General features: G+C 69.5%; 21 protein-coding genes. 2 read left to right on the top strand and 19 right to left on the bottom strand.

Going from position 1 to position 25,339, the window contains the following annotated elements:
* Positions 1-1,192, top strand: a 1,192-nt coding sequence (locus tag AC06FP_RS13435; RefSeq protein WP_478075838.1) for a TonB-dependent receptor, incomplete at its 5' end; no start/stop codon positions are given.
* A 9-nt stretch (positions 1,193-1,201) separates the two neighbouring features.
* On the opposite strand, the gene AC06FP_RS13430 is transcribed toward AC06FP_RS13435, so the two are convergent.
* Positions 1,202-2,518, bottom strand: a complete 1,317-nt coding sequence (locus AC06FP_RS13430; protein WP_456116620.1) for a polyhydroxyalkanoate depolymerase — start codon at positions 2,516-2,518, stop codon at positions 1,202-1,204.
* A 506-nt stretch (positions 2,519-3,024) separates the two neighbouring features.
* Positions 3,025-3,621, bottom strand: a complete 597-nt coding sequence (locus AC06FP_RS13425) for a class I SAM-dependent DNA methyltransferase (protein WP_478075837.1) — start codon at positions 3,619-3,621, stop codon at positions 3,025-3,027.
* A 59-nt stretch (positions 3,622-3,680) separates the two neighbouring features.
* Between AC06FP_RS13425 and AC06FP_RS13420 the strand changes: the two genes are divergently transcribed.
* Entirely contained in the window at positions 3,681-4,130 is a 450-nt protein-coding gene (locus AC06FP_RS13420; RefSeq protein ID WP_456116618.1) for a CopD family protein, read from the top strand.
* Between the two features lie 179 nt (positions 4,131-4,309).
* Here the strand turns inward: AC06FP_RS13420 and AC06FP_RS13415 are convergent, their stop codons facing one another.
* The 17 genes from AC06FP_RS13415 to tsf form a co-directional block, all read right to left on the bottom strand.
* Complete coding sequence (locus tag AC06FP_RS13415; protein ID WP_478075836.1) at positions 4,310-5,059, bottom strand: tetratricopeptide repeat protein; 750 nt, start codon at positions 5,057-5,059, stop codon at positions 4,310-4,312.
* Positions 5,060-5,086: 27 nt separating this feature from the next.
* A complete protein-coding gene (locus tag AC06FP_RS13410) occupies positions 5,087-6,046 on the bottom strand; it encodes an acetyl-CoA carboxylase carboxyltransferase subunit alpha (RefSeq protein WP_456116616.1) in 960 nt (319 codons plus the stop codon).
* Between the two features lie 76 nt (positions 6,047-6,122).
* Positions 6,123-9,710: a DNA polymerase III subunit alpha gene (gene dnaE / locus AC06FP_RS13405; protein WP_456116615.1), complete on the bottom strand. Its 3,588-nt coding sequence runs from the start codon at positions 9,708-9,710 to the stop codon at positions 6,123-6,125.
* Positions 9,711-9,976: 266 nt separating this feature from the next.
* Positions 9,977-10,636 carry a ribonuclease HII gene (locus AC06FP_RS13400; protein ID WP_478075835.1) on the bottom strand — a complete coding sequence of 220 codons (660 nt, stop codon included), beginning with the start codon at positions 10,634-10,636 and terminating at the stop codon, positions 9,977-9,979.
* Positions 10,633-11,805 (bottom strand): lipid-A-disaccharide synthase, encoded by a 1,173-nt coding sequence (gene lpxB / locus AC06FP_RS13395; RefSeq protein ID WP_478075834.1) that lies wholly within the window; start codon positions 11,803-11,805, stop codon positions 10,633-10,635. Before lpxB ends, AC06FP_RS13400 begins: the two co-directional genes overlap by 4 nt.
* Positions 11,806-11,930: 125 nt before the next feature.
* Positions 11,931-12,722, bottom strand: a complete 792-nt coding sequence (lpxA, locus tag AC06FP_RS13390) for an acyl-ACP--UDP-N-acetylglucosamine O-acyltransferase (RefSeq protein WP_478075833.1) — start codon at positions 12,720-12,722, stop codon at positions 11,931-11,933.
* 19 nt (positions 12,723-12,741) lie between these two features.
* On the bottom strand, positions 12,742-13,200 hold the full coding sequence (gene fabZ, locus AC06FP_RS13385; RefSeq protein ID WP_104939203.1) for a 3-hydroxyacyl-ACP dehydratase FabZ: 459 nt from the start codon (positions 13,198-13,200) through the stop codon (positions 12,742-12,744).
* Entirely contained in the window at positions 13,197-14,219 is a 1,023-nt protein-coding gene (gene lpxD, locus AC06FP_RS13380) for a UDP-3-O-(3-hydroxymyristoyl)glucosamine N-acyltransferase (protein ID WP_456116612.1), read from the bottom strand. Before lpxD ends, fabZ begins: the two co-directional genes overlap by 4 nt.
* Positions 14,220-14,441: 222 nt before the next feature.
* The gene (gene bamA, locus AC06FP_RS13375) at positions 14,442-16,907 is read right to left on the bottom strand and encodes an outer membrane protein assembly factor BamA (protein ID WP_478075832.1); all 2,466 of its coding nucleotides are present in this window, start codon (positions 16,905-16,907) and stop codon (positions 14,442-14,444) included.
* Positions 16,908-16,978: 71 nt separating this feature from the next.
* Positions 16,979-18,337, bottom strand: a complete 1,359-nt coding sequence (gene rseP / locus AC06FP_RS13370) for an RIP metalloprotease RseP (RefSeq protein WP_478075831.1) — start codon at positions 18,335-18,337, stop codon at positions 16,979-16,981.
* 26 nt (positions 18,338-18,363) lie between these two features.
* The gene (locus AC06FP_RS13365; protein ID WP_478075830.1) at positions 18,364-19,578 is read right to left on the bottom strand and encodes a 1-deoxy-D-xylulose-5-phosphate reductoisomerase; all 1,215 of its coding nucleotides are present in this window, start codon (positions 19,576-19,578) and stop codon (positions 18,364-18,366) included.
* 1 nt (position 19,579) lies between these two features.
* The gene (locus tag AC06FP_RS13360) at positions 19,580-20,401 is read right to left on the bottom strand and encodes a phosphatidate cytidylyltransferase (RefSeq protein ID WP_478075829.1); all 822 of its coding nucleotides are present in this window, start codon (positions 20,399-20,401) and stop codon (positions 19,580-19,582) included.
* On the bottom strand, positions 20,398-21,147 hold the full coding sequence (uppS, locus tag AC06FP_RS13355) for a polyprenyl diphosphate synthase (RefSeq protein WP_456116607.1): 750 nt from the start codon (positions 21,145-21,147) through the stop codon (positions 20,398-20,400). The genes AC06FP_RS13360 and uppS overlap by 4 nt, the downstream gene beginning before the upstream one ends.
* Before the next feature lie 27 nt (positions 21,148-21,174).
* Positions 21,175-21,732, bottom strand: a complete 558-nt coding sequence (frr, locus tag AC06FP_RS13350) for a ribosome recycling factor (RefSeq protein ID WP_104939197.1) — start codon at positions 21,730-21,732, stop codon at positions 21,175-21,177.
* Positions 21,733-21,894: 162 nt separating this feature from the next.
* Positions 21,895-22,623 (bottom strand): UMP kinase, encoded by a 729-nt coding sequence (pyrH, locus tag AC06FP_RS13345; RefSeq protein ID WP_456116606.1) that lies wholly within the window; start codon positions 22,621-22,623, stop codon positions 21,895-21,897.
* Positions 22,624-22,731: 108 nt separating this feature from the next.
* Entirely contained in the window at positions 22,732-24,237 is a 1,506-nt protein-coding gene (locus AC06FP_RS13340; RefSeq protein WP_478075828.1) for an HDOD domain-containing protein, read from the bottom strand.
* A 181-nt stretch (positions 24,238-24,418) separates the two neighbouring features.
* Positions 24,419-25,300 (bottom strand): translation elongation factor Ts, encoded by an 882-nt coding sequence (gene tsf, locus AC06FP_RS13335; RefSeq protein WP_456116604.1) that lies wholly within the window; start codon positions 25,298-25,300, stop codon positions 24,419-24,421.
* Between the last annotated feature and the right edge of the window lie 39 nt (positions 25,301-25,339).

The following is a 25,339-nucleotide window of genomic DNA, read 5'->3' as shown; positions in this document are numbered from 1 at the left end:
GGTGGCCAGCTTCGCCACCCGCTACGCTTTCGACGGCTCGCAGCTGTTCTACTCCTATGCCGTCGCGGACCTGGCGTACGCCAGCGACGGCATGCTCAATCCGACCGCCACCTACCTGAGCGCCATCCGGATCGGCGTGCGCACCCACGAGCTGCGCTGGTCCTCCACCGGCGAGCGCACCCTGGACTGGACCGTGGGCTATTACCTGCGCAAGGCCGACCGCCATGACCGCTCCAGCATCGGCGGCGTGCCGCCCAGCCGGCTGCAGCAGTTCAATCTTGCCGATGCCCTGTTCGGCGAAGCGACCCTGAAGCTGCCCAACCCGGCATGGTCGCTGACCGCGGGCCTGCGCTATTTCAAGGACGACGTGGATGCCGAATCGGTGTCCACCGACCGCACCTCGACCCTGGATGCGACGTTCGACAGCTGGAACCCGCGCCTGGCGCTGTCGTTCAAGCCCGTCGAGGACACCACCCTCTATGCCAGCGTCGCCCGCGGCTTCCGCTCCGGCCAGCTGCAGCCGATTGCGACGCTGCTGCTGGCCGAGGCCAACGGCATCGGGCTGCCGGCGGCCATCGCCCCGGACAGCATCCTGACCTGCGAGCTGGGCGCAAAGTCGCTGCTGGCCGGCGGCAGGCTGATGCTGGAAGGCGCGGTGTTCCACAGCGACTGGAAGGACGTGGCGGTGCGCGTGCCGATCACGGCCAGCATCAACGGTCTGATCAACTCCAGGGGCACCCGGAACAGGGGCGTGGAAGCGAACCTGATCTATACGCCCGGCGCCTCGTGGATGCTGCAGGTGGGCGGCAGCTGGATCGACGCCACCTATGCCGAGGACGTGGAGAAAACGCCGCTGCGCCGGGGCACGCCGGTGTACAACGTGCCGCGTACGAGCTTCAGCGCGTCGGTGGCCCACGACTGGCCGGTGGGCGACACGCTCAAGGGCATCGTCCGCGCTGGAGTGGTGCACGATGCACGGCGTGCGACGGCGCTGACCTCGGGCACGCCGGGCGATGCGGTCACCTCGGTCGATGCCCGCATCGGCCTGGAATCGCCCAGCGGCTGGTCCGGCTACCTGTACGGCGAGAACCTGACCGACGACAACGGCGCGCTCAATGCCCGCAGCGTTGCCGGCATCGGCAACCGGCTGCGGCCGCGCACGCTGGGCCTCATGGTCCGTTACGACTACTGACCGCCGTGCTCAACGCTGCGCGCGGCGGCGCAGCGGGGTGACGTTGCTGGCCGGCTTCTTCGCCTTCTTCGCGGCTGCCGGCTGCGCGGACTGCGCGCTGAAGAAGTCGCGCACCTTCGGGTAGACCACCTCGCGCCAGCGGCGGCCGCTGAAGATGCCGTAATGGCCGGCGCCCTCGACGATGAAATGGCTGCGGCGCGCGGCCGGGATGCCGGTGCACAGCGCCTGCGCGGCTTCGGTCTGGCCGAGGCCGGCGATGTCGTCCAGTTCGCCCTCGATGCTCAGCAGCGCGGTATCGCGGATCGCCGAGGGGTCCACGCGTTCGCCGCGCACATGCCACTGCCCGCGCGGCAGCAGGAATTCCTGGAATACCACGCGGATGGTGTCCAGGTAGAAGCGCGCGGGCATGTCCAGCACCGCGTTGTATTCGTCGTAGAAGCGGCGGTGGGCATTGGCGTCGTCCAGGTCGCCCTTGACCAGGTCGGTGTAGAAATCCCAGTGCGACATCAGGTGGCGGCTGGGGTTCATGGCCACGAAGCCGGCGTGCTGCAGGAAGCCCGGGTACACGCGGCGGCCCTGGCCGGGATAGGGCGCGGGCACGGTGTGGATGACGTTGTTCTCGAACCACGACAGCGGGTTGCGCGTGGCCAGGTTGTTGACCGCGGTGGGGCTGCGGCGCGCGTCGATGGGGCCGCCCATCATCACCAGCGAGCGCGGCGTGGTTTCGCCGCGACCGGCCATCAACGACACCGCGCCCAGCACCGGCACGGTCGGCTGGCACACGCTGACCACGTGCAGGTTGGCGGCACCGAGGTGGCGGATGAATTCCTGCACGTACTCGACATAGTCGTCCAGGCCGAACTCGCCCTGTTCCACCGGCACCATGCGCGCATCGACCCAGTCGGTGACGTAGACGCGGTGGTCGCGCAGCAGGGTACGCACGGTGTCGCGCAGCAGGGTGGCGTGGTGCCCGGACAGCGGCGCCACCACCAGCACGGCGGGCTGGGCGAGCAGGGCTTCGACCCTGGCGCCGTCGTTGCTGTGGCGCTTGAAGCGCAGCAGCCGGCAGAACGGCTTTTCCAGTTCGGTGAGCTGGGCGACGGGAACGACCTCGCCGTCGAGCTCCAGCTCGTGGATGTCCCACTCCGGCTTCTCGTAGTCCTTGCCCAGGCGGTGGAACAGCTCGTTCATCGCCGCCAGCCGGTCGGCGCCGGGCATGGACGACCACCAGTGCCCCGGATTGTTGAAGAACGCCGCGTTGGCCTGCGCCTGGTGGACCCAGGGCGCGAGCAGATTGCGGGTCATCTCATGCAGTTGATAGAGCATGCCGGGCAATATGTATGGTCATATGGTGCCGTGCAGCATAACGCAAACAGACGGGTGCGGCGTTAAGCGGGGAATGACGGATGTGGCACCAGTGGGATCCGGCCGCTGCACGGATCGGGGCCTCCATGGACTTCCGGGTGGCATCGACCAGCACATGTGTCTGGAGAACAGCCCCCCCTGAGTCAGGGGGGCGCGCCGAAGGCGCGGGGTGTGGCAGGCGGAAGACGGGACCCGCGGTCTGCAGCGCAGACCGTGGGGCGACAGCGCGAAGCGATGGCGTGTCCCCCCTGAGTCAGGGGGCGCGCCGTAAGGCGCGGGGTGTGGCAGGCGGAAGACGGGACCCGCGGTCTGCGGCGCAGACCGCGGGGCGACAGCGCGAAGCGATGGCGTGTCCCCCTGAGTCAGGGGGCGCGCCGCAAGGCGCGGGGTGTGGCAGGCGGAAGACGGGACCCGTGGTCTGCAGCGCAGACCGCGGGGCGACAGCGCGAAGCGATGGCGTGTCGGCGTCAGCCGCCGCTTTCCAGCGCGGCCACTTCGCTGGCGCAGGCCGGCCCCAGCCAGCAGTGCGAGCCGGCGGCGCGGAAGCCGGCGGCCGCCAGCTGGCGGCGGTACCAGCGCGCCGGTCGCGCCTGGAAGCCGTCGTGGTCGCCGTGGAATTCGTCCTCGGCGGCGAAGGTTTCCAGGAAGGCCACGCCGCCGCACAGCTCGGCCAGGCCGGCCAGGCCCTGGCGCAGTTCGCGGCTGGGCACGTAGTGCATGACGTCCGAGCAGACCAGCAGGTCCACCGGCGCGCACGGGCGCAGCCACTGGAAATCGCCGAAGCGCGCCAGGTGCAGGTTGCGGGTGCGGCCATAGCGCCGCACGGCGTATTGGCTGCCATCGAAGCCCATGTACTGCAGCTTCGGCCGCAGCTTCAGCAGCGGCGCGCGCCAGGCGCCTTCGCCGCAGCCGATGTCGAGCACGCTGCGGACCGGGCGCTCCAGGTAGTACTCGGCGGTGGCCACGGCCAGCTGCACCTTGCGCGCCAGCCGCGCGGGGCCGCCGATGTCGCCGCGGCGGTACCAGCGCTGGAAGTAGGCGGCGTCGTATTGCTTTTCCTGCATGTGCGTGTCGGCGGTGGATGGGCGAAAATGGCGCTCATCCTAACGCCGCGGAGCCGCGCATGTACGAATGGGTCAAGACCTTCCACATCGTGTTCGTGGTGGCGTGGATGGCGGCGGTGTTCTACCTGCCGCGCATCCTGGTCAACCTGGCCGAGGCCGCCGGGCAGGCGCAGGTCGAGCAGCGCCTGCAGCTGATGGGGCGGCGCCTGTACCGCTTCGGCCATGCCATGTTCGGCTTCGCCTTCGTGCTCGGGCTGGTGCTGTGGCAGGGCTACCGCTTCCTGCCCGACTTCCGCACCATGGTCGCGCCCGGCGCCGCCGGCTGGCTGCACGCCAAGCTGGGGCTGGTCGTGCTGCTGCTGGTCTATTTCAGCTTCACCGGGCGCTGGCTCAAGGGCGTGGACAAGGGCCGGGCGCTGCCGTCGTCGCGTGCGCTGCGCTGGTTCAACGAACTGCCGCTGCTGCTGTTCATCGCCATCGTGTACCTGGTGCTGGCCAAACCGTTCTGATGCGCGGCGGCAACAGGGCGGGGGGCGGCATTGGCGGCCTGCCGCATCCCGCGGCAGGAGCCGTTCTGGTACGAAGCCGCTGCCGTGCCGGAGCCCACGACATCGGGCTGCCCGTACGCTGCGATGAGCGCGCCTTGCCGTGACCGGCAGGCATCCCCGCGTTGCGGCCGGGGCCGTCGCTACGCGCTGAGCTGGCGCAGTTCCTTGCGGGCCAGGTCGGTCCATTCGCGCTGCGCGCGCTGGTAATACGCGGGGGAGAGTTCGGCGCGGTCCAGCAGCGTGCGCAGCTGTGCGGCCGCCGCGTCGGGCCGGCCGGCGCGCCTGAGCAGCAGGGCATAGCGCAGGCGCGCTTCCTCGCCGGCGAAGCCGTCGATCAGGGCTTCGTACTCGTGCAGGGCGGCATCGACATCGCCGCTGTCCTCCACCGCGCGGGCATACAGCAGGTGGCCTTCCTGCGAGCGGAAGGACGGATTGGCGGCGATCAGCGCGTCCAGCGTCTGCCGGGCCTGCGTCGGCTGGCCGAGCCCGTACTGGGCCTTGGCCAGGCCCAGCATCAGGTCGGGGTCTTCGCGGTGGATGCCGCGCAGGGCGCCTTCGAACAGCGTGGCGGCCTCGGCGTACTCGCCGTGGTCCAGGTGCTGCTGCGCCAGTTGCCGGCGGTTTTCTGCGGTGTCGGCCACGCGCAGGCGCTGGTCGGCCTGGCGCTTGCCACGGGAGGGGTCGAGCTGGTCACGCACCCGGCGCAGCCCGCGCCGCGCGCCGGGGCTGTTGCGCAATCCCGGCAGGATTTCGGCGATGAAATAAACCAGCACCGCCAGGTACGAGAACATCAAAATGATGAAGATCCAGTACAGCGGCCGCCCGTTGCGCACGACGTGCACGCAGCAGGCGACCTGCAGCACCAGCGAAAGCAGGATGATCGGGCTCAATCCCTGGGTCCCCGTGCCGGCGCCGGCTTATGCGGCCTCGTAGGCGCCGTAGCTGCGCAGGCGCGCATAGCGCTGCGCCAGCAGTTCGTCGACCGGCAGCTTTTCCAGCGCATCCAGTTCGTTGAGCAGCACCGCCTTCAGGCGCCGGCCCATCTGCTTCGGGTTGCGGTGGGCGCCACCGATCGGCTCGCGCACGACTTTGTCGATCAGGCCCAGGCCCTTAAGGCGCGGGGCGGTCATGCCCAGCTGCTCGGCCGCTTCCTTGTTCTTGCCGGCGTCCTTCCACAGGATCGAGGCGCAGCCTTCCGGGCTGATGGTCGAATAGACGCTGTATTCCAGCATCACCGTGCGGTCGCCCACGCCCAGCGCCAGCGCGCCGCCGGAGCCGCCTTCGCCGATCACGGTGCAGATCACCGGCACCTTCAGCTCGGCCATTTCCAGCAGGTTGCGGGCGATGGCCTCGGACTGGCCGCGTTCCTCGGCGTCGATGCCCGGCCAGGCGCCGGCGGTGTCGATCAGGGTCAGCACCGGCAGCCTGAAGCGTTCGGCCATCTTCATCAGGCGCAGCGCCTTGCGGTAGCCCTCGGGCTTGGGCATGCCGAAGTTGCGCTTGATCTTCTCCTTGGTGTCGCGGCCCTTCTGGTGGCCGATCAGCATCACCGGGCGGCCGCCGATGCGGGCCAGGCCGCCCACGATCGCCTTGTCGTCGGCGAAGGCGCGGTCGCCGGCCAGTTCCTGGAACTCGTCGCAGAAGATGTCGATGTAGTCCATGGTGTAGGGGCGCGACGGGTGGCGCGCCACCTGCAGCACCTGCCAGGACGACAGGTTGCGGAAGATCTGCGCGGTACGCAGGCGCAGCTTGTCTTCCAGCGCCCGCACCTCGGCCTCGACATTGACCGCCGGGCCCGCGCTGGCGCTGCGCAGGTCCTGGATCTTGGCTTCCAGATCGGCGATGGGCTGCTCGAAATCGAGGTAATTCGGATTCATCGGAAACCGTCTTGAATGAAAGTGGGAAAGTGTAGCCGAACGCGCCGGCCGGACCCGTACGCGGCCGTCCGGACCTTCAGCTGGCCCAGGGCGGGCTGTAGGCGAGCTTGACCCGGCGCACCGCCGGGTCCTCGCGCAGGGCGTCGAGCAGCTGGGTGCTGACCCGTACCGCGCCGCTGCCGCCCAGGTCGAGCATGCCGGCGACGCCGCCGTCCCTGCCGCGGAGCAGCAGGTCCAGGCGGATCGGCGTGCGCCCCGGGCGGTGCGCGGCCAGCAGCGGTTCGATGCGCTGCCAGATCGGGCCGCCGCGGCCGTCCACGCGCAGCGACAGGCGCACCGCGTGGTCGGCGCACAGTTGTTCGAAATCCCAGCACTGGCGGATGCGCAGCGCGTAGCCGCCGTTGAATTCGTCCTCGCGCAGGCCGCCCTTGACCACCAGGATGCGGTCCTTGGTCATCAGCTGGCCGAACTCGGCCAGGCCGTCGGAGAAGGCGCTGCATTCCACCCGGCCCTTGCCATCTTCCAACTGCACGAACACCTGGCTGTCGCCCTTGCGGCGCACGCCCACGACCATGCCGGCCAGGATCACCTGCGCCTCCTGGCGCCAGCCGCGCTTCTCGCCGTCGCGCGGCGGCGGCGCCGGCGCGACCAGCTTGTCCAGCGCGCCCAGGTCGGTGCCGACCAGTTCCCTGACGTCCTCGGCGTACGGGTCGAACGGATGGCCGCTGAGGTAGAAGCCCAGCGTCTCGCGTTCGCCATTGAGCAGCTGCGCCACCGGCCATTCGCGGCTTTCCGGCAGGTCCAGCTGCGCGGCGGCGTTGACCGGGTCGGGCGCGCCGAACAGCGAGTTCTGCCCCGAGGCCTTCTCGCGCGCCATCTGGTCGGTGGCCTTGAGCACCTCGGGCAGCTGCAGCATCAGCGAGGCGCGGTTGCGGCCCAGGCCGTCGAGCGCGCCGCACTGGATCATCGCCTCCAGGGTGCGGCGGTTGAGCTTGGCCGATTCCACCCGCGCGCAGAAATCCAGCAGCGAGGTGTACTCGCCGCCGCGCAGGCGCTCGGCCACCACCGCCTCGCAGGCGCCCTGGCCGACGCCCTTGATCGCGCCCAGGCCGTAGCGGATGGTGTCGGCGCTGGACGCCTCGAACATGTAGGCCGATGCGTTGACCCGCGGCGGCTCCACGTTCAGCCCGAGGTTGCGCACCTCGGCCAGGAAGCCGACCACCTTGTCGGTGTTGTCCATGTCCGAGGACAGGGTCGCGGCCATGAATTCGGCCGGGTAGTGGCGCTTGAGCCACGCGGTCTGGTAGCTGACCAGGGCGTAGGCGGCGGCGTGCGACTTGTTGAAGCCGTAGCCGGCGAATTTCTCCATCAGGTCGAAGATCTCGTCGGCCTTGGGGCCGTCGACGCCGCCCTTGGCCGCGCCCTCGCGGAAGATCTCGCGGTGCTTGGCCATCTCCGCCGGCACCTTCTTGCCCATCGCGCGGCGCAGCAGGTCGGCGCCGCCCAGCGAGTAGCCGCCGACGATCTGCGCCATCTGCATGACCTGCTCCTGGTACACCATGATGCCGTAGGTGTCCTTGAGGATGGCCTCGGTGCGCGGGTCGGGGTAGATGATTTCCTCCTGCCCGTGCTTGCGCGCGTTGAACGAGGGAATCAGGTCCATCGGGCCCGGACGGTACAGCGACACCAGCGCGATCAGGTCCTCGAAGCGGTCCGGGCGCGCGTCCTTCAGCAGCCGGCGCATGCCCGAGGATTCGAACTGGAACACCGCGCCGGTGTTGCCGTTGGCGAAGATGTCCTTGTAGGTGGGCGCGTCGTCGAGCGGGATGGCGGCGATGTCCACCGGCGGGATGCCGGCGCGCGCATGGCGCTGGTTGATCGCCTTCACCGCCCAGTCGATGATGGTCAGCGTGCGCAGGCCGAGGAAGTCGAACTTCACCAGGCCCACTTCTTCCACGTCGTTCTTGTCGAACTGGGTGACCGGGTTCTTGCCCAGGCTGCCTTCGTCGTGTTCGGCGTACAGCGGGCAGAACTCGGACAGCGGCTCGGGGCCGATCACCACGCCGCCGGCGTGCTTGCCGGCGTTGCGGGTCAGGTCTTCCAGCTGCAGCGCCAGGTCGATCAGGTCGCGGACGTCGTCCTCGGTCTCGTAGCGCTGGATCAGCTCGGCCGAGGCCATTTCCGAATCCGGGCCTTCCTTGCCCTTGCCCAGCGCGTCCTTCAGGCCGATGCCCAGGATGTTGGGGATCAGCTTGGAGACGCCGTCGACCAGGCCGTACGGGAAGCCAAGCACGCGCCCGGAGTCGCGCACCACCGCCTTGGCCGCCATGGTGCCGTAGGTGATGATCTGGCTGACGCGCTCGCGGCCGTACTTGCGCGCGACGTAGTCGATCACCTCGTCGCGGCGGTCCATGCAGAAGTCGATGTCGAAGTCGGGCATCGACACGCGTTCCGGGTTGAGGAAGCGCTCGAACAGCAGGTTGTACGGCAGCGGGTCCAGGTCGGTGATCTTCAGCGCCCAGGCCACCAGCGAGCCGGCGCCGGAACCGCGGCCGGGCCCGATCGGGATGCCCTGGTTCTTTCCCCACTGGATGAAGTCGGCCACGATCAGGAAGTAGCCGGGGAAGCCCATCTTGATGATGGTGTCCAGTTCGAACTCGAGCCGCTCGAAATAGTCCTCGCGGGTCTTGCCCGGCGCCAGCGGATTCTTCTGCAGGCGTTCTTCCAGGCCTTCGCGCGACTGCTTCTGGATCCAGGTGTCCAGGGTCTCGTCGTCGGGCACCGGGTAGTTGGGCAGGAAGTAGGTGCCCAGCCGCATCTCGACGTTGCAGCGCTGCGCCAGCGCCAGCGTGTTGTCGATCGCGTCGGGGATGTCGGCGAACAGTTCGCACATCTGCTCGGGCGACTTCAGGTACTGCTCGCGGCTGTACTCGCGCGGGCGCTTGGGGTCGTCGAGCACGCGCCCGGTGGAGATGCACACGCGCGCCTCGTGCGCGTCGAAGTCCTGCGGCGACAGGAAGCGCACGTCGTTGCTGGCCACCACCGGCAGGCCGCGCTGGCCGGCGGCCATCAGCGCGAACTGGTTGAAGGCTTCCTCGCCGTCGCGGCCGGTGCGGGTCAGTTCCAGGTGCAGGCCGTCGCCGAACACGCGCTGCCAGTCGGCCAGCTGCTGTTCGGCCAGGTCATGGCGGCCTTCGCCGGCCAGCCGCCCGGCCAGGCTCTGGCGCCCGGCCAGCGCGAACAGGTTGTGGCAGCCGTCCTTCAGCCACTGCGGATGGACGGCGACCCCGCCCTCGGGGCGGTGGCCCTCCAGCCAGGCGCGGCTGAGCAGGCGCGACAGGCTCAGGTAGCCCTCGCGGTCGCGGCACAGCAGGGTCATGCGCCACGGGTCGTGGCCATCCTCGGCGATCAGCACGTCGGCGCCGGCGATGGGCTTGATGCCCACGCCTTCGGCGGCCTTGTAGAACTTCACCAGCGCGAACATGTTGTTCAGGTCGGTGACCGCCAGCGCCGGCGCGCGCATCTCCACCGAGCGGCTGAGGAGATTGGCCTGCTTGGCCTTCTTCGGGTCGGCCTGGTCCGGCTTGGCCGGGACGCGGATGGTGGAGTCCACCATCGAGAACTCGGTGTGGACGTGGAGATGGACGAAGCGGGGAGTGCTCATGCCGGATCACTGCGATGACAGGGCAGGGTAGCCGCGGGGGGCGCGGCGAACAAGCTTGACAGGTGCCGCACGCAGCCCCCGCACGGGTAGGAGCGGCTTCAGCCGCGAGAGGCTCTACCCAGGGACCTCGTCCCGGAGCAGGCAAGGCTCTTTCGCGGCTGAAGCCGCTCCTACGGCATGGGTGGCGGGCTGTCGCGCATGTGGCGCGGCAGGCTTGGCCTTGGAACAGGCGGCCTGGCGAGACCCCTTCGCGGCTGAAGCCGCTGCTACGGGGTGGGGGACAGGCAGTCGCGGACCGGCGCGAAGCTGCGCCGATGCTCGGGGCAGGGGCCGTGCGTGCGCAGCGCGGCCAGGTGGGCCGGGGTGCCGTAGCCCTTGTGCTGGTCGAAGCCGTACTCGGGGTGGCGCTGGTGCAGGTCCCGCATGTAGCGGTCGCGGCTGACCTTGGCCAGGATCGAGGCGGCCATGATGGCGCGGTCGATGGCGTCGCCGCCGACCAGTGCCTCGGCCGGGCAGGGCAGGCCCTTGGGCACCTTGTTGCCGTCGATGCGGGCGAACCGGGCCACGTGCGCCACGCCTTCCAGCGCGCGGCGCATGCCCTGCATGGTGGCCTGGAAAATGTTGATGCCGTCGATCTCGGCCACGTCCACCAGCACGATGCTGTGGGCCAGGGCGCGTTCGACGATGCGCTCGAACAGCTGCTCGCGGCGCGCGGCGCTGAGCGCCTTGGAGTCGTCCAGGCCGTTGATGCGCGGCCGCTGCGGATCGAACACCACCGCGGCCACGGCCACCGGCCCGGCCAGCGGGCCGCGCCCGGCCTCGTCGATGCCGGCGTAGAGCGGGGAGGGGGGAGCCGGGAAAGGGGAATGGGAGAACAATGAAGGCTGTTCCGCCACGACATCCCGGGTAGAGCGGGAATACGTCATATACCGGCTTCCGTTCGTTCCCTGTTCCCTGTTCCCTGTTCCCTGCTTTCCAGCAGCCCCGCCACCGCGTCGGCGGCGCGGGCGGACGCGTCCTGGCGCAGCTGCAGGTGCAGGCGCTGGTAGTCGTCCTGCAGCCCGGCCACGCAGCCGGGCTGCCCGAACCATTGCAGCACCGCCGCGGCCAGACGGTCGGGCGTGCAGTCGTGCTGGATCAGTTCCGGCGCCAGGTCGCGGCCGGCCAGCACGTTGGGCAGGGCGTAGCGGTCGACCTTGACCAGCTTCAAGGCCCTGGCGATGCGGTAGGTCAGTTCGGCGACGCGGTAGCCGACCACCATCGGCCGCTTGACCAGCATGGTCTCCAGGGTGGCGGTGCCGGAAGCCAGCAGCACCACGTCGGCGGCGGTCACCGCGTCGCGGGCCTGGCCGTCGAGCACGTGCAGGCGCGCGGCGGGCAGGGCCGAGGCGGCGATCTGCTGGTCGATCAGCTGGCGGCAGCTGGCGTTGGCCGCCGGCACCACGATGTGCAGGTCGGGCATGCGCTCGGCCACCTGCCAGGCGGCCTCGAAAAAGGCCGGGCCGAGCCGGCCGATCTCGCCCAGGCGGCTGCCGGGCAGCACCGCCAGCACCGGCGCGGTGGCCGGCAGCGCGAGCCGGACGCGGGCATCGGCGCGGTCGCTGTGCAGCGGGATCGCATCGGCCATGGGATGGCCGACGAAGCGCGCGTCCACGCCATGGCGCGCGTAGATCGGCGGCTCCATCGGGAACAGGCACAGCACCAGGTCGGCGCTGGCGCCGATCTTCTCGGCGCGCTTCTCGCGCCAGGCCCAGACCGACGGGCTGACGTAGTGCACGGTGCGGATGCCGCGCTGCTTGAGCCAGCGCTCCACGCCGAGGTTGAAGTCGGGCGCGTCGATGCCGATGAACACGTCCGGGCGCCAGTCGAGCACGCGCTCGCGGAAGGCGCGGCGCAGCTTCAGCAGGCGCGGCAGGTGGCGCAGGATCTCGGCCAGCCCCATCAGCGCCAGCTCGCTGGCGTCGAACCAGGTCTGGCAGCCGGCGCCGCGCATGGCATCGCCGCCGATCCCGGCGAACTCGGCGTCGGGAAAACGCCGGCGCAGTTCGGCGATCAGGCCGGCGCCGAGCAGGTCGCCGGAGGTTTCCCCGGCCACCAGGGCGATGCGCGGGGAGCGGGAAGTCGGGAGCCGGGAAGCGGGAAGGGAAGCGGCAGGGACGATTGGCTGGCCGCCGTCATTCCCCGTTCCCGCTTCCCCGTTCCCGTTGTTGCTGCGGGCATTCATCGCTGCAGCGGACGGTCCGCGTGTTCGATGAAATCCAGCATCTGCCGCACGTCGTCGCTCTCGCGCGCCTGCTCGGCCAGCTGCTGCTTGGCCTCGGCCAGCGGCACGCCGGCCACGTACAGGGTGCGGTAGGCGCGCTTGATGGCGCTGATGCGCCCGGCATCGAAGCCGCGGCGCTTGAGGCCTTCGCTGTTGATGCCGCGCGGGCGGCCGTGGCCGTCGATGCCGACCATGGTGAACGGCGGGATGTCGCCGGTGACCAGCGCCCCCATGCCGAGGAATGCGTGGTCGCCGATGCGGCAGAACTGGTGCGCGCCGGCGAAGCCGCTGATGATCACCCAGTTGCCGACGCTGACATGGCCGGCCAGCGTGGTGTTGTTGGAGAACACGCAGTGGTCGGCGACGTGGCAGTCATGGGCGACGTGGGTGTAGGCCAGCAGCCAGTTGTCGTTGCCCAGGGTGGTGACGCCGCCACCGCCGCCGGTGCCGCGGTTGACGGTGACGAACTCGCGGAACACGTTGCGGTCGCCGATCACCAGTTCGGTGCGCTCGCCGGCGTACTTCTTGTCCTGCGGCTCGCCGCCGATGGCGGCGTGGCCGATGAAGCGGTTGTCGCGGCCGATGCGGGTCGGGCCGTGGATGCTGCAATGGGGCCCGACCACGGTGCCGGCACCGATCTCGACCTCGGCGCCGATCAGGCTGAACGCGCCGACGCGCACGTCGTCGGCGAGCTTCGCCGACGGATCGATGACCGCCGTGGGGTGGATCAGGGGGGCGCTGTCGCTCATGCGCGGGCTCCGGTCAGGGTCATTCGCGGGTGCCGGCGCACAGCACCTCGGCATGCGCCACGACTTCGCCGTCCACCTTGGCTTCGCCGTAGTAGACGGCCATGTTGCGGATCACGCGCTTGACCTGCACATGCAGTTCCAGCACGTCGCCCGGCACCACCTGCTTCATGAAGCGTACGTTGTCCACCTTGACCAGGTAGAACAGCTTGGACTGCGCGTCGCGGCCCAGGCTCAGCTGGGTCAGCACGCCGCCGGCCTGCGCCAGCGCCTCGATGATCAGCACCCCCGGCATGATCGGCTGGCCCGGGAAATGCCCCTGGAAGAACGGCTCGTTGATGGTGACGTTCTTGTGCGCGACGATCGTCCTGGCCTCGGTATCCAGCGCGACCACCTTGTCCACCAGCAGGAACGGGTAGCGGTGCGGGATCAGCGTGCGGATGGTGTTGACGTCGATGGGCAACGGCAGCGGTGAGTTCATTCCTTCTCCTTGCTCACAGCCAGTACCCGGCGTGCCAGGCTGTCCAGCTGCTTGAAGCGCGCGGCGTTCTTGCGCCACGTGCGGTTGTCGGTCAATGGGGTGCCGGACGAGTACTCGCCCGGTTCGGTGATGGAGTTGCGCACGACCGACTTGCCGGTGACGACGACGTGGTCGCAGATTTCCAGATGGCCGACCACGCCGACCGCGCCGCCGAGCAGGCAGTAGCGGCCGATCCTGGCGCTGCCGGCGATGCCGGTGCAGCCGGCGATCGCGCTGTGCGCGCCGATGTGGCAGTTGTGGGCGATCTGCACCAGGTTGTCCAGGCGCACGTCTTCTTCCAGCACGGTGTCTTCCAGCGCGCCGCGGTCCACGCAGGTGTTGGCGCCGATCTCGCAGTCGTCGCCGATGCGCACGCCGCCCAGCTGCGGCACCTTGATCCAGCGGCCGGCGTCCATCGCCAGGCCGAAGCCGTCGGCGCCCAGCACCGCGCCGGGATGGACGCGCACGCGCTTGCCCAGCCGCACCCGGGTGACCAGGGTGACGCGGGCGATCAGCTCGCAGCCGGCGTCCAGGCTGCAGTCCTCGCCGATGATGCTGCCGGTGCCGACGATGCAGTTCTCGCCGACCACGCTGCGCGCGCCGATGCTGACGAACGGGCCGATGTGGGCGCTGGCGGCCACCTGCGCGGACGGGTCGATCACCGCGCTGGGATGGATGCCGGCCTCGCGCAGCGGCACCGTCTCGAACAGCGCGCCGATCTTGGCGAAGGTGGTGTAGGGATCCTTGGCGACCAGGGCGGTGCCGGGCGCGGCCTCGGCGTCGTCGGCGCGCAGCACCACGATGGCCGCCCTGCTGTCGGCCAGCTGCGCGCGGTAGCGCGGATTGGCCAGGAAGGTCAGCTGGCCCGGACCGGCATGGGCCAGCGTGGCCACGCCATGGATGGCCGTGGACGGATCGCCGTGCACCTGCAGCCCGAAGCGCTCGGCCAGTTCCTGTGCGGTATGGGTCGGAGTATTCACGCCGGGAGTTTAGCGTCTGGAAGTGGCGCGGTCATGCGGCAGCAGCCAGGGGTCCGCCGGAGGGCGGAGAGTGGCCGGACCGTTCTGGAGGAAAGCCCCCTTTGGTAAAGGGGGCGCGCCGAAGGCGGGGGGAATCGGAACGCCAGGACGCCACCCCTCGTTCCGCCATGGCGGAACGAGGGGTACCCGGGGCAACGCCCCGGGTGCGGCGGGCAGCAGTTCTTAGAACTGCCCGCCGAAGGTGAACTGCAGGCGCTCGATCTCGTCGCCTTCCTTTTTCTTGAGCGGGAAGGCGTAGCTGATCGAGATCGGGCCGACCGGCGCGCGCCACAGCAGCGCGACACCGGCCGAGGCGCGCAGTTCGCCCGCGTCGAAGTTGTCGGTGCCGTTGTAGACGTTGCCGAAATCGAGGAAGGCCGACACGCGCGCCGACGGGCTGTCGAACAGCTTCGGGAAGTAGGCTTCGATTGCGCCAACCGTCTTCAGCGAACCACCCAGCGGCTGGCCGCGGTAGTAACCGCCGATGATCTCCGAGCGCGGGCCCAGGGTGTTGTCGCGGAAACCGCGCACCGAGTTGGTGCCGCCGGCGTAGAAGTTCTCGAAGAACGGCAGGCCCGACGCCTTCACCTGGCGGTGCTTGGCGGTGGGGTTGGTGGCGCAGTCCACCACTTCGGTGGTGGCTGGCTTGCCCGGGACGGCCGGCGTGTCGCCATTGGCCGGGGTGCCGGGAACGGCGGGGATCTCGTTCCAGCAGATGTCGCGCACCTTGTCCTTGCCGTACGAGTCGCCGTAGCCGAACTCGACGCGGGTGTTGATCACCAGCGACGGCATGACCGGCCAGTACTTGGAGATCTGGTAGCTGAGCTTGTAGTACTCGGCGGTGGAGCCGGGCAGCGTGGCTTCCAGGCCCAGGCGCTGGTAGGTGCCGCGGGTGGGCATGAAGTAATCGTTGCGGGTGTCGCGCGCCCAGCCCAGCTCGGTGCGCCAGGAATGGAAGGTGCGCGTGCCCATCGCATCGATGTAGTCGATGATCGACTGCGGGGTGTAGTTGGGGTAGGTGGTGATCTGGTTGCTGTCGATGCCGAACATCAGCGAGAAGCTGTCGTTCTCGGTGATCGGCACGCCGAACACCATCTGCGCGGCGCCGTTGGTGCTGTTGTACTGGGCGGTGTTGAAGTCCGAATAGTCCAGCTCGCGCCAGGACAGGTTGTAGCCCAGCGACACGCCATCGTCGGTGAAATAGGGGTTCATGTACGAGAAGCCGTAGCGCTGCAGGTAGCTGCTGCGCGAGGCCTCGACCGAGACGCGGTTGCCGCCGCCCAGGAAGTTGTTCTGCGACAACTGCACCGAAGTGGTCATGCCGTAGGACTGCGAATAGCCCAGGCCGAACACGAAGCTGCCCGAGGTGGTTTCCTTGACGCTGTAGACCACGTCGACCTGGTCGTTGCTGCCGGTGACCGGGGTGGTCTCGACGTCGACCGATTCGAAATAGCCCAGGCGCTGCAGGCGGATCTTGGAGCGGTCGATCGCTGCCTGCGAGTACCAGGCGTTCTCGAACTGGCGCATCTCGCGGCGCAGCACCTCGTCGGCGGTGCGGGTGTTGCCCTTGAACACGATGCGGCGCACCGACACGCGCGGGCCGGGCACCACCTGCATGTTGACCGCCACCGTGCGCTCGGCGCGGTTGCTGGTCGGGATCGGGTTGACCTTGGCGAAGGCGTAGCCGACGTTGGACAGGCTGTTGGTGATGGCGTCGGCGCTGAACTCCAGCAGGCCGCGCGAGAACGTGTCGCCGGCCTTCTGGAACACCATGCGCTCGACGTCTTCCTGCGGCAGGATGGTGTCGCCGGTGACCTTGATCTCGGAGATCTTGTACTGCTCGCCCTCGGTCACGCCGGCGGTGATGAACATGTCGCGCTTGTCGGGGCTGATCGAGACCTGGGTGGAATCGACGCTGAAATCGACGTAGCCGCGGTCCAGGTACCAGGAGTTGAGCTTTTCCAGGTCGCCGGACAGTTTTTCCTTGGAGTACTGGTCGTCGCGGCGGTACCACGAGGCCCAGTTGTGTTCCTTGGACTCCCAGGTATCCAGGATGTCCCCGGCCTCGAACTTCTCGGTGCCGACCAAGTTGACGTGGCGGATCTTGGCCGCCTTGCCTTCCTTGACGGCGATGGCGACGTCGACGCGGTTGCGGTCCAGCGGGCTCACCGTCGGGGTGATCTCGACGTTGTACTTGCCGCGGTCGTTGTACTGGCGGCGCAGCTCCTGGGTCACGCGGTCCAGGCTCAGGCGGTCGAAGGTGCCGCCCTCGCTCAGGCCGATGTCGGCCAGGCCCTTGAGCAGCTGCTCGCTCTTGATGTCCTTGTTGCCGGTGACGGTCAGCTTGTTGATCGCCGGGCGTTCCTTGACCGTGACCACCAGGATGTCGCCCTGGCGGTCCAGCTGCACGTCCTCGAAGAAGCCGGTCTTGTACAGGGCGCGGATGGTCTCGCCGACCTTGGCGTCGTCGACGCGGTCGCCGCGTTCCACCGGCAGGTAGGTGAAGACGGTGCCGGAAGAGATGCGCTGCAGGCCGTCCACGCGGATGTCGCTGGCGGTGAAGGGCTCGGCTGCCTGCGCGAGCGCGGGCACGGCCAGACCGGCGGCGAGGGCGAGGGCAAGCAGGCGGCGATTGGGAAGTCGCGTCATGTCACGTCCGGTTGGAGTCGATTTCATTGTTGCGTGGGTGCCGGCGTATGACGACGTCAGCGGGAAAAAGTTCATCGCGGGACCAGCCCGAGGATGTCGTTGTAGAACGCCAGCCCCATCAGTCCGGCCAGCAGCGCCAGGCCGACATACTGGCCGGCGGCCATGGCGCGCTCGCTCAGCGGGCTGCCCTTGACCAACTCGATAAGGTAATACAGCAGGTGACCGCCGTCCAAGATCGGGATCGGCAGCAGGTTGATGATGCACAGGCTCAGCGACAGCAGGGCCAGGAAGTACAGGAACCAGTCCACCCCGCGTTCGGCCGAGGCGTTGGCGACGCGGGCGATGGTGATCGGGCCGGAGATGTTCTTGACCGAGGCGTGGCCGGTGAGCATGCGCCGCATCATGCCGAGGGAGTCGCTGGCCAGGCGGCCGGTCTCGCGCAGCGCGGCCGGCAACGCCGCCAGCGGCCCGTACTGCTGGCGGGCGTCGTAGGCCGGCGCCTGGCCGGTGACGAAGCCCACGCCGAGCAGCCAGCGGTCCTTGCCGGTCCCGCCCGCGGCCTTCTGCGGCTGCAGTTCCAGGGCCAGGCGCTGGCCGGCGCGCTCGACCTCGACCATGCCCGGGCCGCCGCGCTCGCCCAGCTGCTGCACCAGCGGCGCGACCTGGTCGGCGCTGTCCACGCGCTGCCCGTCGATGGCCAGGATCAGGTCGCCGCGCTGCAGCTGGCCGCTGGCGGCCGAGCCTGCGGCCACCGAATCGACCTGCGCCGGCTGCAGCCAGAACTGCCAGGCCAGGCCGGCCTGCACCGGCACCGTGCGTTCGTCGAAACCGGCCGGCAGGGTGGACAGCGGCAGCACGCGGGTGTGGGTGTTGTCCAGCGCATCGAGTACCCGCACGCGCGCGTCCTGGCGGTCCATGGCGGCCGTGGTGAGGACCATGCTGGCCTCGGCCCAGGTGGCGACGGCGCGGCCGTCCACGTCCAGGATGCGGTCGCCGGCGTCGAGGCCGGCGGCGGCGGCCATGCCGCTGCTGCGGCCGATGGTGGCCGAATAGTCCTGTCGGCCGATCACGAACATCGCCCACAGCAGGGCCACGCACAGCAGCAGGTTGGCGGCCGGGCCGGCGGCGACGATCGCGATGCGCTGCCACACGCTCTTGTTGTTGAAGGCCACGGCGCGTTCGCCGGCCGGCACCTCGGCCTCGCGCTCGTCCAGCATCTTCACGTAGCCGCCCAGCGGGATGGCGGCGATGGCGAACTCGGTGCCGTTGCGGCCGCGGCGGCTCCACAGCGGCCGGCCGAAGCCGACCGAGAAGCGCAGCACCTTCACCCCGCAGCGCCGCGCCACCCAGTAATGGCCGAATTCATGGAACGTCACCAGCACGCCGAGGCTGACGATCATCCACCACACGGAACCGAGGATGTCAGCCATGGGCGCGGCTCGGTTGGAAGACGGGATCAGGCATGGGGCAGGCGGGCGATGGCGGTGGTGGTGACCTGGCGGGACTGCGCGTCGGCCGCCAGCAGGGCGTCCAGTGTATCGGCAGCCATGTGAGGCAGGGCGGACAGGGCATGTTCCACCAGCGCAGGGATCGACAGGAAGCCTATGCGGCCCTGAAGAAAGGCTGAAACGGCGACTTCGTTGGCGGCGTTCAGGATCGCCGGGGCGCTGCCGCCGGCCTCCATGGCCTGCCAGGCCAGGCGCAGGCAGGGGAAGGCGTCCAGGTCCGGGGCCTCGAAATCGAGCCGGCCCTGGGCCAGCAGGTCGAGCCCGGCCACGCCCGATTCGATGCGCCGCGGCCAGCCCAGGCCGACCGCCAGGGTGGTGCGCATGTCCGGCAGGCCGAGCTGGGCCAGGGTGGAGCCGTCGATGAACTCGACCAGCGAATGCACCAGGCTCTGCGGGTGCACCAGCACGTCGATGCGCGCACCCGGCACGCCGAACAGGTGGTGGGCCTCGATGACCTCCAGGCCCTTGTTCATCAGCGTGGCCGAATCGACCGAGATCTTCGGTCCCATCGACCACCTGGGGTGCGCCACCGCCTGGGCCGGCGTCACCGCTTCCAGCTCGGCGCGACTGCGGCCGCGGAACGGGCCGCCGGAGGCGGTGAGCAGGATGCGGCGCACGCCGGCGCCCTCGACGCTGGCATCGCGCGAGCGCAGGCACTGGAAGATGGCGTTGTGTTCGCTGTCGATCGGGATGATGTCCGCGCCGGCGGCGGCCGCTTCGCGGGTCAGCAGTTCGCCGGCCAGCACCAGCGATTCCTTGTTGGCCAGCAGCAGGCGCTTGCCGGCGCGGGCCGCGGCCAGGGTCGAGGACAGCCCGGCCGCGCCGACGATGGCCGCCACCACGGTGTCGCAGGCGTCGCCGGCGGCCAGCGCGTCGATCGCCGCGGGGCCGGCATGGGCCTGCGTCGCCAGGCCGGCGTCGCGCAGCCCGTCGCGCAGGCGCTGGAACAGCGCCGGGTCGGCAATGGCGGCGTGCTCGGGCCTGTGGCTGCGGCACAGCGCGATCAGCGCATCGACGTTGTGGCCCGCGGCCAGCACGCTGGCGCACAGCTGCTGGGGGTGGCGGGCGATGACGTCCAGCGCCGAGGTGCCGATCGAGCCGGTAGCGCCCAGGATCGCGACCCGGCGCAGGGCGTCCTGGTGGGGGGGCGGGAAGGCGGACATGTCAGAAACCGAAGATTTCCTTGCCCAGCGCGAACACCGGCAGCGCGGCCAGCACGCCGTCGATGCGGTCGAGCACGCCGCCATGGCCGGGGATCACGCTGCCCGAGTCCTTGGCGCCGGCGTGGCGCTTGAGCAGGCTTTCGAACAGGTCGCCGAGCACCGAGGCCAGCACCGTGACCGTGGCCACCAGCAGCAGCCAGCCGATGGCGCCGGCCTGCACGCCCGCCAGCCAGCCGAAACCGACGGCGACCACCAGGCCCGCCACCAGCCCGCCCAGCAGGCCTTCGATGGTCTTGTTGGGGCTCACGCGCGGGGCCAGCTTGTGCCTGCCGAAGGCGCGCCCGGCGAAATAGGCGCCCGAATCGGCGGCCCAGACCACGGCCAGCGCGGTCAGCAACCAGCGGTTGCCGTGCGGCTGCCCGGCGTGGATCAGCACCAGCGCCGCCCAGGCCGGGACGATGGCCAGGGTGCCGGCGGCCAGCTTGAGCATGCGTGCGCTGCTTTCCTCGTGCGCGCCGAAATCGAAGAAGCGCAGCCACAGCAGCGCCAGCAGCCAGAAGCCGACCCCGGCCAGCGTGGCCAGCTGGAACAGCACCAGGCTGCCGGCCGAGGCCCACACCAGCAGCACCATCAGCAGCAGGTTCAGCACCAGCAGCACGGTGCGCGGCACGCCGTCCACGCCGGCAAGTCGGAACCATTCCCACAGGCCGGTCAGGAACACCAGCGCGGCGGCGGCGGCCAGCCACTGGGTGGGCAGCAGCAGGATCGCGCAGATGGCCACCGGGGCCATGATCAGCGCGGCGATGACACGGGTCTTGGTCATGGGGAAACGCTCTCCGTGGCCGCCGCGGCGACCTGTGCGCTGGTCAGTCCATAGCGGCGCTCGCGCCGCGCGTAGTCGTCCAGGGCCTGCTGCAGGGTGCCGGCGTCGACATCCGGCCACAGCACGTCGGTGAACCACAGTTCGGTATACGCCAGCTGCCACAGCAGGAAGTTGCTGATGCGGGTGTCGCCGCCGGTGCGGATGAACAGGTCCGGCGGCGGCAGGTCGGCCAGCGCGACATGCCGGCCGAGCAGCTGCTCGTCGATCTGCTCCGGCAGCAGGGTGCCGGCGGCCACCTGCTCGGCGAGCAGGCGCGCGGCGTGGGCGATGTCCTGGCGGCCGCCGTAGCTGGCGGCGATGCTCAGGGTCATGGCGCCGTTGCCGGCGGTGCGCTGCTCGGCCCGCTCCATGCGCTGGGCGATGCCGGCGGAGAAGCGCGAGCGCTCGCCGATGAAGCGCACGCGCACGCCACGGCGGTCCAGTTCATCCACCTCGCGGTCGAGCGCGCCGAGGAACAGCTTCATCAGTGCGTCCACTTCCTCCTGCGGCCGCCCCCAGTTCTCGCTGGAGAAGGCGAACAGCGTGAGCGCGGCGATGCCGCGCTCTAGGCAGAAGTCGATGGTGCGGTTGACCGCACGCGCGCCGGCGCGGTGGCCGATCATGCGCGGGCGGCGCCGCTGCTGGGCCCAGCGGCCGTTGCCATCCATGATGATGGCAACGTGCGCGGGCAGCCCCGGTGCTGGCATGCCGTTGGGCATGGCGGACGGCACCGGTCAGACTGCCATCAGTTCCTGTTCCTTGAGCTTGACCACCTCGTCGACGTCCTTGATCGCCTTGTCGGTCAGCTTCTGGATCTCGTCCTGCGCGCGGCGGTCCTCGTCCTCGGTGATGGCCTTGTCCTTGAGCAGCCTGGCCACTTCCTGGTTGGCGTCGCGGCGGATGTTGCGGATGGCGACCTTGCTGTCCTCGCCTTCCTTGCTCACGGTCTTGGCCAGTTCCCTGCGGCGCTCCTCGGTGAGCGGCGGCAGGTTGAGGCGGATGGTGGTGCCCACGGTGGTCGGGGTCAGGCCCAGGTCGGAGGCGTAGATGGACTTCTCCACCTCCTTGATCATGTTCTTGTCGAACAGGGTGATGACCAGCGAGCGGCCTTCGGACACGCTGATGCTGGCCACCTGGTTCAGCGGCGTGTCGGTGCCGTAGGCCTTGACCTTGATGCCGTCCAGCAGGGCCGGCGAGGCGCGGCCGGTGCGGATGGTGGTGAGGGTGTGGCGCAGAGCATCGATGCTCTTGGCCATGCGCGCCTGCGCATCTTGCTTGATGTCGTTGATCATCGCCGGAATCCTGGATGTTTCTGGAACCGGCCGATTATAGGCGAACAGCCCTGCCGGCCGGACGGGAATCGTGGAACGGGGCGCGCGCCGCTTGCCGTGCGCCCCCTGTGTCGCGTCGCGCCGGGCGTGCGCCGGCGGCCTGGCCTGGCTGGCGGCGCGCCGTCAGTGGGCGTCGCGGCCGTGGACCAGGGTGCCGATGTTCTCGCCGCGCAGGATCTTCAGCAGCTCGCCGGGCTGGCCCATGTCGAACACGCGCAGCGGCAGGTCGCTGTCGCGGGCCAGGGCGAAGGCGGCGGTGTCCATCACTTCCAGGCCCTGGTTGATGACCTGGTCGTAGCTCAGGGTGTCGTAACGCACCGCGTCGGCGTGCTTGTTCGGGTCCTTGTCGTACACGCCGTCGACCTTGGTGGCCTTGAGCAGCAGGTCGGCGCCGATCTCGATGGCGCGCAGCGCGGCGCCGGAGTCGGTGGTGAAGAACGGGCTGCCGACGCCGGCGGCGAAGATCACCAGCCGGCCCTTTTCCAGGTGGCGGATGGCGCGGCGGCGGATGTAGTCCTCGCACACGTCGTTGATCTTGATCGCGCTCATCACGCGCGCCTTGGCACCGAGTTTTTCCAGCGCGTCCTGCATGGCCAGGGCGTTGATGACCGTGGCCAGCATGCCCATCTGGTCGCCGGTGACCCGGTCCATGCCGCCGGCGGCCAGGCCGGCGCCGCGGAAGATGTTGCCGCCGCCGATCACCAGCGCCACCTCGGCGCCGGCCTGCTGCGCCTCGATGACCTCGCGCGCCAGGCGGTTGATGACCTTGGGGTCGATGCCGTAGTCCTCGTCTCCCATCAGCGCCTCCCCGGAAAGTTTCAGAAGGATGCGTTGGTAGGCGAGCTGGGACATGGGCGACCTCGGTGGCTGGAAAACGCGGGAATTCTAACGGATCGAGGGCGGGCCGGGCAGCGCTTTGTTGCACTGCAATGACGGATTCCCGCCCGCGTTCGCCCGGGTTCAGCCAGGCGCCGGTTGCGGCTCGGGGGCGCGGGCGATCACCCGGTTGCGGCCCAGGCTCTTGGAACGGTAGAGCACGTCGTCGGCGGCCTTGAGCAGGTCCTGCACGTTGGCGAAGCGCTCGTAGTGGCCGTGCGTGGCCACGCCGGCGGAGAAGGTGACGTGCAGCGGCGCGCCCTCGATCTCGGCCATCGGCGTCCGCGCGATGGTGTCCAGCACGCGCCGCACCACTTCCAGCGCGATGCGCTCGTCGGTGTCGGGGAACAGCACCACGAATTCCTCGCCGCCGAAGCGGGCCACGGTATCGCTGTTGCGCAGCTGTTCCTGCAGGTGCGAGGCGAAGGACTGCAGCACCTGGTCGCCGGCCAGGTGGCCGTGGGCGTCGTTGATCTTCTTGAAGTCGTCCAGGTCGATGAAAGCGATGGACAGCGGCCGGTTCATGTGCGCGGCGCGGGCGAATTCCTGCTCCAGCACCGTCTCCAGGTGCCGGCGGTTGAGCACGCCGGTCAGGGCGTCCAGGTGCGCCTGTTCGGCCAGGCGCCGGGCCATCAGTTCGAAGTCGTCGGCACGACGGCGGGTGGCCGAGGCATCCTGCAGTTCGCGCAGGTTGCGCAGTTCCTTCAGTTCGTTGGCGTGGTCGAGCAGGAAGCGCAGGCGTGCCGAGCTGGGCACCGGCACGTCGAGCAGGGCGCAGAGCTCGGGCAGCATCTGGCTGACCCGCTGCAGCACCAGCTCGAAGGCCGGGCTGTCCATGCCCAGTTCCTGGTAGGCCCGCTGCAGGGCATGGCTGCGCGCGGCGTCGGCATCGGCCGCGAGCCAGACTTCGGCCACGCAGCCGGACAGGGCGACGCAGCGCTGGAACAGGTCCGCCGGTTCGGCCGGCGGCTCGCTGCGTGCGATCGCGTCCACCAGGTAGCGGGGCAGGTGCCATTGCTCGCACAGCTGGGCGCCGGCATCGGCATGGCTGCAGCCGAGGATGGCGCGCTCGTGGGCGAGCAGTTCGGCGTTGCAGGTGGCGCTGTCGAACAGCGCCGGGTAGATGTCCGGGCTGGCCTGCATCAGCGCCAGCGCGCCGATGTCCTGCAGCAGGCCGGCGAGCATCAGCTCCTCGACCCGGCGCACGCCGCAGCCCAGGCCGAGGAAGCGCGCGGCCAGGGCGCAGAGCACGCTGCGGCGCCAGATGCGTTCGAGCAGGCGCGGGTCCTGGCCTTCCCTGTCCAGTGCGTGCGCCAGCGAGAAACCCAGCGCCAGCTGCAGGGTCGCGTTCAGGCCGAGCATGGTCAGCGCCTGGCCGAGGTTCTCGATCCGGCGGCGGCTGGCGTACAGCGGCGAATTGGCGATGCGCATCATGCGCGCGCTCAGTGCCACGTCCATCGCGATGGCGTCGGCCGCGGTGGCGATGTCGGTTTCCGGGTCCTGCGCCAGTTCGATGATGCGGATGGCGATGCCGGGCGGCGAGGGCAGGTTGCGGCAGAGTGACAGCGCTGCGGTGAGCTCGGGGGACATGTCGGAGAGGTGTTCAGCAGGCCATCAAGGATACAGACGGGACGGGTACAAGGGTGTTTGCGTCACAGTATCGGGCAAAGGGACTTGAAGTCCACAGGAAAAGCCGGGCTGGTTCCGGACGCCGGGCAAAAAAGAAGCCGCGGAGTCCGCGGCTTCTTTCAGGCTCCTGGTCGGGGCCGTATCAGACCTGCATCGCCTTGGCGACTTCGGCGGCGTAGTCCTCGACCACCTTCTCGATGCCTTCGCCGACCACCAGGCGCTGGAAGCCGACGACGTCGCCACCGGCGGCCTTCACGGCCTGCTCGACGGTCTTGTCGCTGTCCAGCACGTAGTTCTGGCCGTACAGGGTCACTTCGCTGATGATCTTGTTGATCTTGCCGCTGATGATCTTCTCCAGGATCTCGGCCGGCTTGGCCTTGTCCTTCTCGCTCATCTTGGCCAGCTCGATTTCCTTTTCCTTGGCGACGAACTCGGCCGGCACGTCGGCGGCCTTGTTGTGCGGCGGGTTCATCGCGGCCACGTGCATGGCCAGGCCGTTGGCCAGCTCGGCGTTGCCGCCGGCCAGGTCGACCAGCACGCCGATCTTGCCGTTGCTGTGCACGTAGGCGCCGACGGTGTTGTTGCCGTCGACCTTGGCCAGGCGGCGGATCTGGATGTTCTCGCCCAGCTTCTGGATGGCGGCGGTGCGCGATTCCTCGACGGTCTCGCCGGACGCCAGCTTGGCCGACTTCAGGGCTTCGATGTCGGCGGCGCCGGAGGCCAGGGCGGCAGCGGCGACGGCGTCGACGAAGGCCTTGAAGTTGGCGTCGTTGGCGACGAAGTCGGTTTCCGAGTTCACTTCGACCAGCACGGCCTTGCCGCCGTTGACGGCCACGCCGATGCGGCCTTCTGCGGTGACGCGGTCGGCCTTCTTGTCGGCCTTGGCGGCGCCGGACTTGCGCAGGGCTTCGGCAGCGGCGTCGATGTCGCCGTTGTTCTCGGCCAGAGCCTTCTTGCATTCCATCATGCCGGCGCCGGTGCGCTCGCGCAGTTCCTTGACCAGGGAGGCGGTGATTTCAGCCATGGGATTACCTCAACGATAGAAAGGGGCAGGCCGGCGATG

The sequence above is a fragment of the Stenotrophomonas sp. Steno-Z2 genome (assembly GCF_056393235.1).
Note: the sequence above shows the minus strand (reverse complement) of the source record. Positions and strands in the feature narration are given on the sequence as shown.

Bases quoted from the DNA above. Each gene is read 5' to 3' on its own strand.
- AC06FP_RS13420 (WP_456116618.1), top strand. From the start codon at position 3,681: ATGTACGAATGGGTCAAGACCTTCCACATCGTGTTCGTGGTGGCGTGG.
- AC06FP_RS13360 (WP_478075829.1), bottom strand. From the start codon at position 20,401: ATGACCAAGACCCGTGTCATCGCCGCGCTGATCATGGCCCCGGTGGCC.
- uppS (WP_456116607.1), bottom strand. From the start codon at position 21,147: ATGCCAGCACCGGGGCTGCCCGCGCACGTTGCCATCATCATGGATGGC.
- dnaE (WP_456116615.1), bottom strand. From the start codon at position 9,710: ATGAGCACTCCCCGCTTCGTCCATCTCCACGTCCACACCGAGTTCTCG.
- pyrH (WP_456116606.1), bottom strand. From the start codon at position 22,623: ATGTCCCAGCTCGCCTACCAACGCATCCTTCTGAAACTTTCCGGGGAG.
- rseP (WP_478075831.1), bottom strand. From the start codon at position 18,337: ATGGCTGACATCCTCGGTTCCGTGTGGTGGATGATCGTCAGCCTCGGC.
- lpxA (WP_478075833.1), bottom strand. From the start codon at position 12,722: ATGAGCGACAGCGCCCCCCTGATCCACCCCACGGCGGTCATCGATCCG.
- AC06FP_RS13365 (WP_478075830.1), bottom strand. From the start codon at position 19,578: ATGTCCGCCTTCCCGCCCCCCCACCAGGACGCCCTGCGCCGGGTCGCG.
- bamA (WP_478075832.1), bottom strand. From the start codon at position 16,907: ATGACGCGACTTCCCAATCGCCGCCTGCTTGCCCTCGCCCTCGCCGCC.
- AC06FP_RS13400 (WP_478075835.1), bottom strand. From the start codon at position 10,636: ATGACGTATTCCCGCTCTACCCGGGATGTCGTGGCGGAACAGCCTTCA.
- AC06FP_RS13430 (WP_456116620.1), bottom strand. From the start codon at position 2,518: ATGCTCTATCAACTGCATGAGATGACCCGCAATCTGCTCGCGCCCTGG.
- frr (WP_104939197.1), bottom strand. From the start codon at position 21,732: ATGATCAACGACATCAAGCAAGATGCGCAGGCGCGCATGGCCAAGAGC.
- AC06FP_RS13425 (WP_478075837.1), bottom strand. From the start codon at position 3,621: ATGCAGGAAAAGCAATACGACGCCGCCTACTTCCAGCGCTGGTACCGC.
- tsf (WP_456116604.1), bottom strand. From the start codon at position 25,300: ATGGCTGAAATCACCGCCTCCCTGGTCAAGGAACTGCGCGAGCGCACC.
- AC06FP_RS13410 (WP_456116616.1), bottom strand. From the start codon at position 6,046: ATGAATCCGAATTACCTCGATTTCGAGCAGCCCATCGCCGATCTGGAA.
- fabZ (WP_104939203.1), bottom strand. From the start codon at position 13,200: ATGAACTCACCGCTGCCGTTGCCCATCGACGTCAACACCATCCGCACG.
- AC06FP_RS13340 (WP_478075828.1), bottom strand. From the start codon at position 24,237: ATGTCCCCCGAGCTCACCGCAGCGCTGTCACTCTGCCGCAACCTGCCC.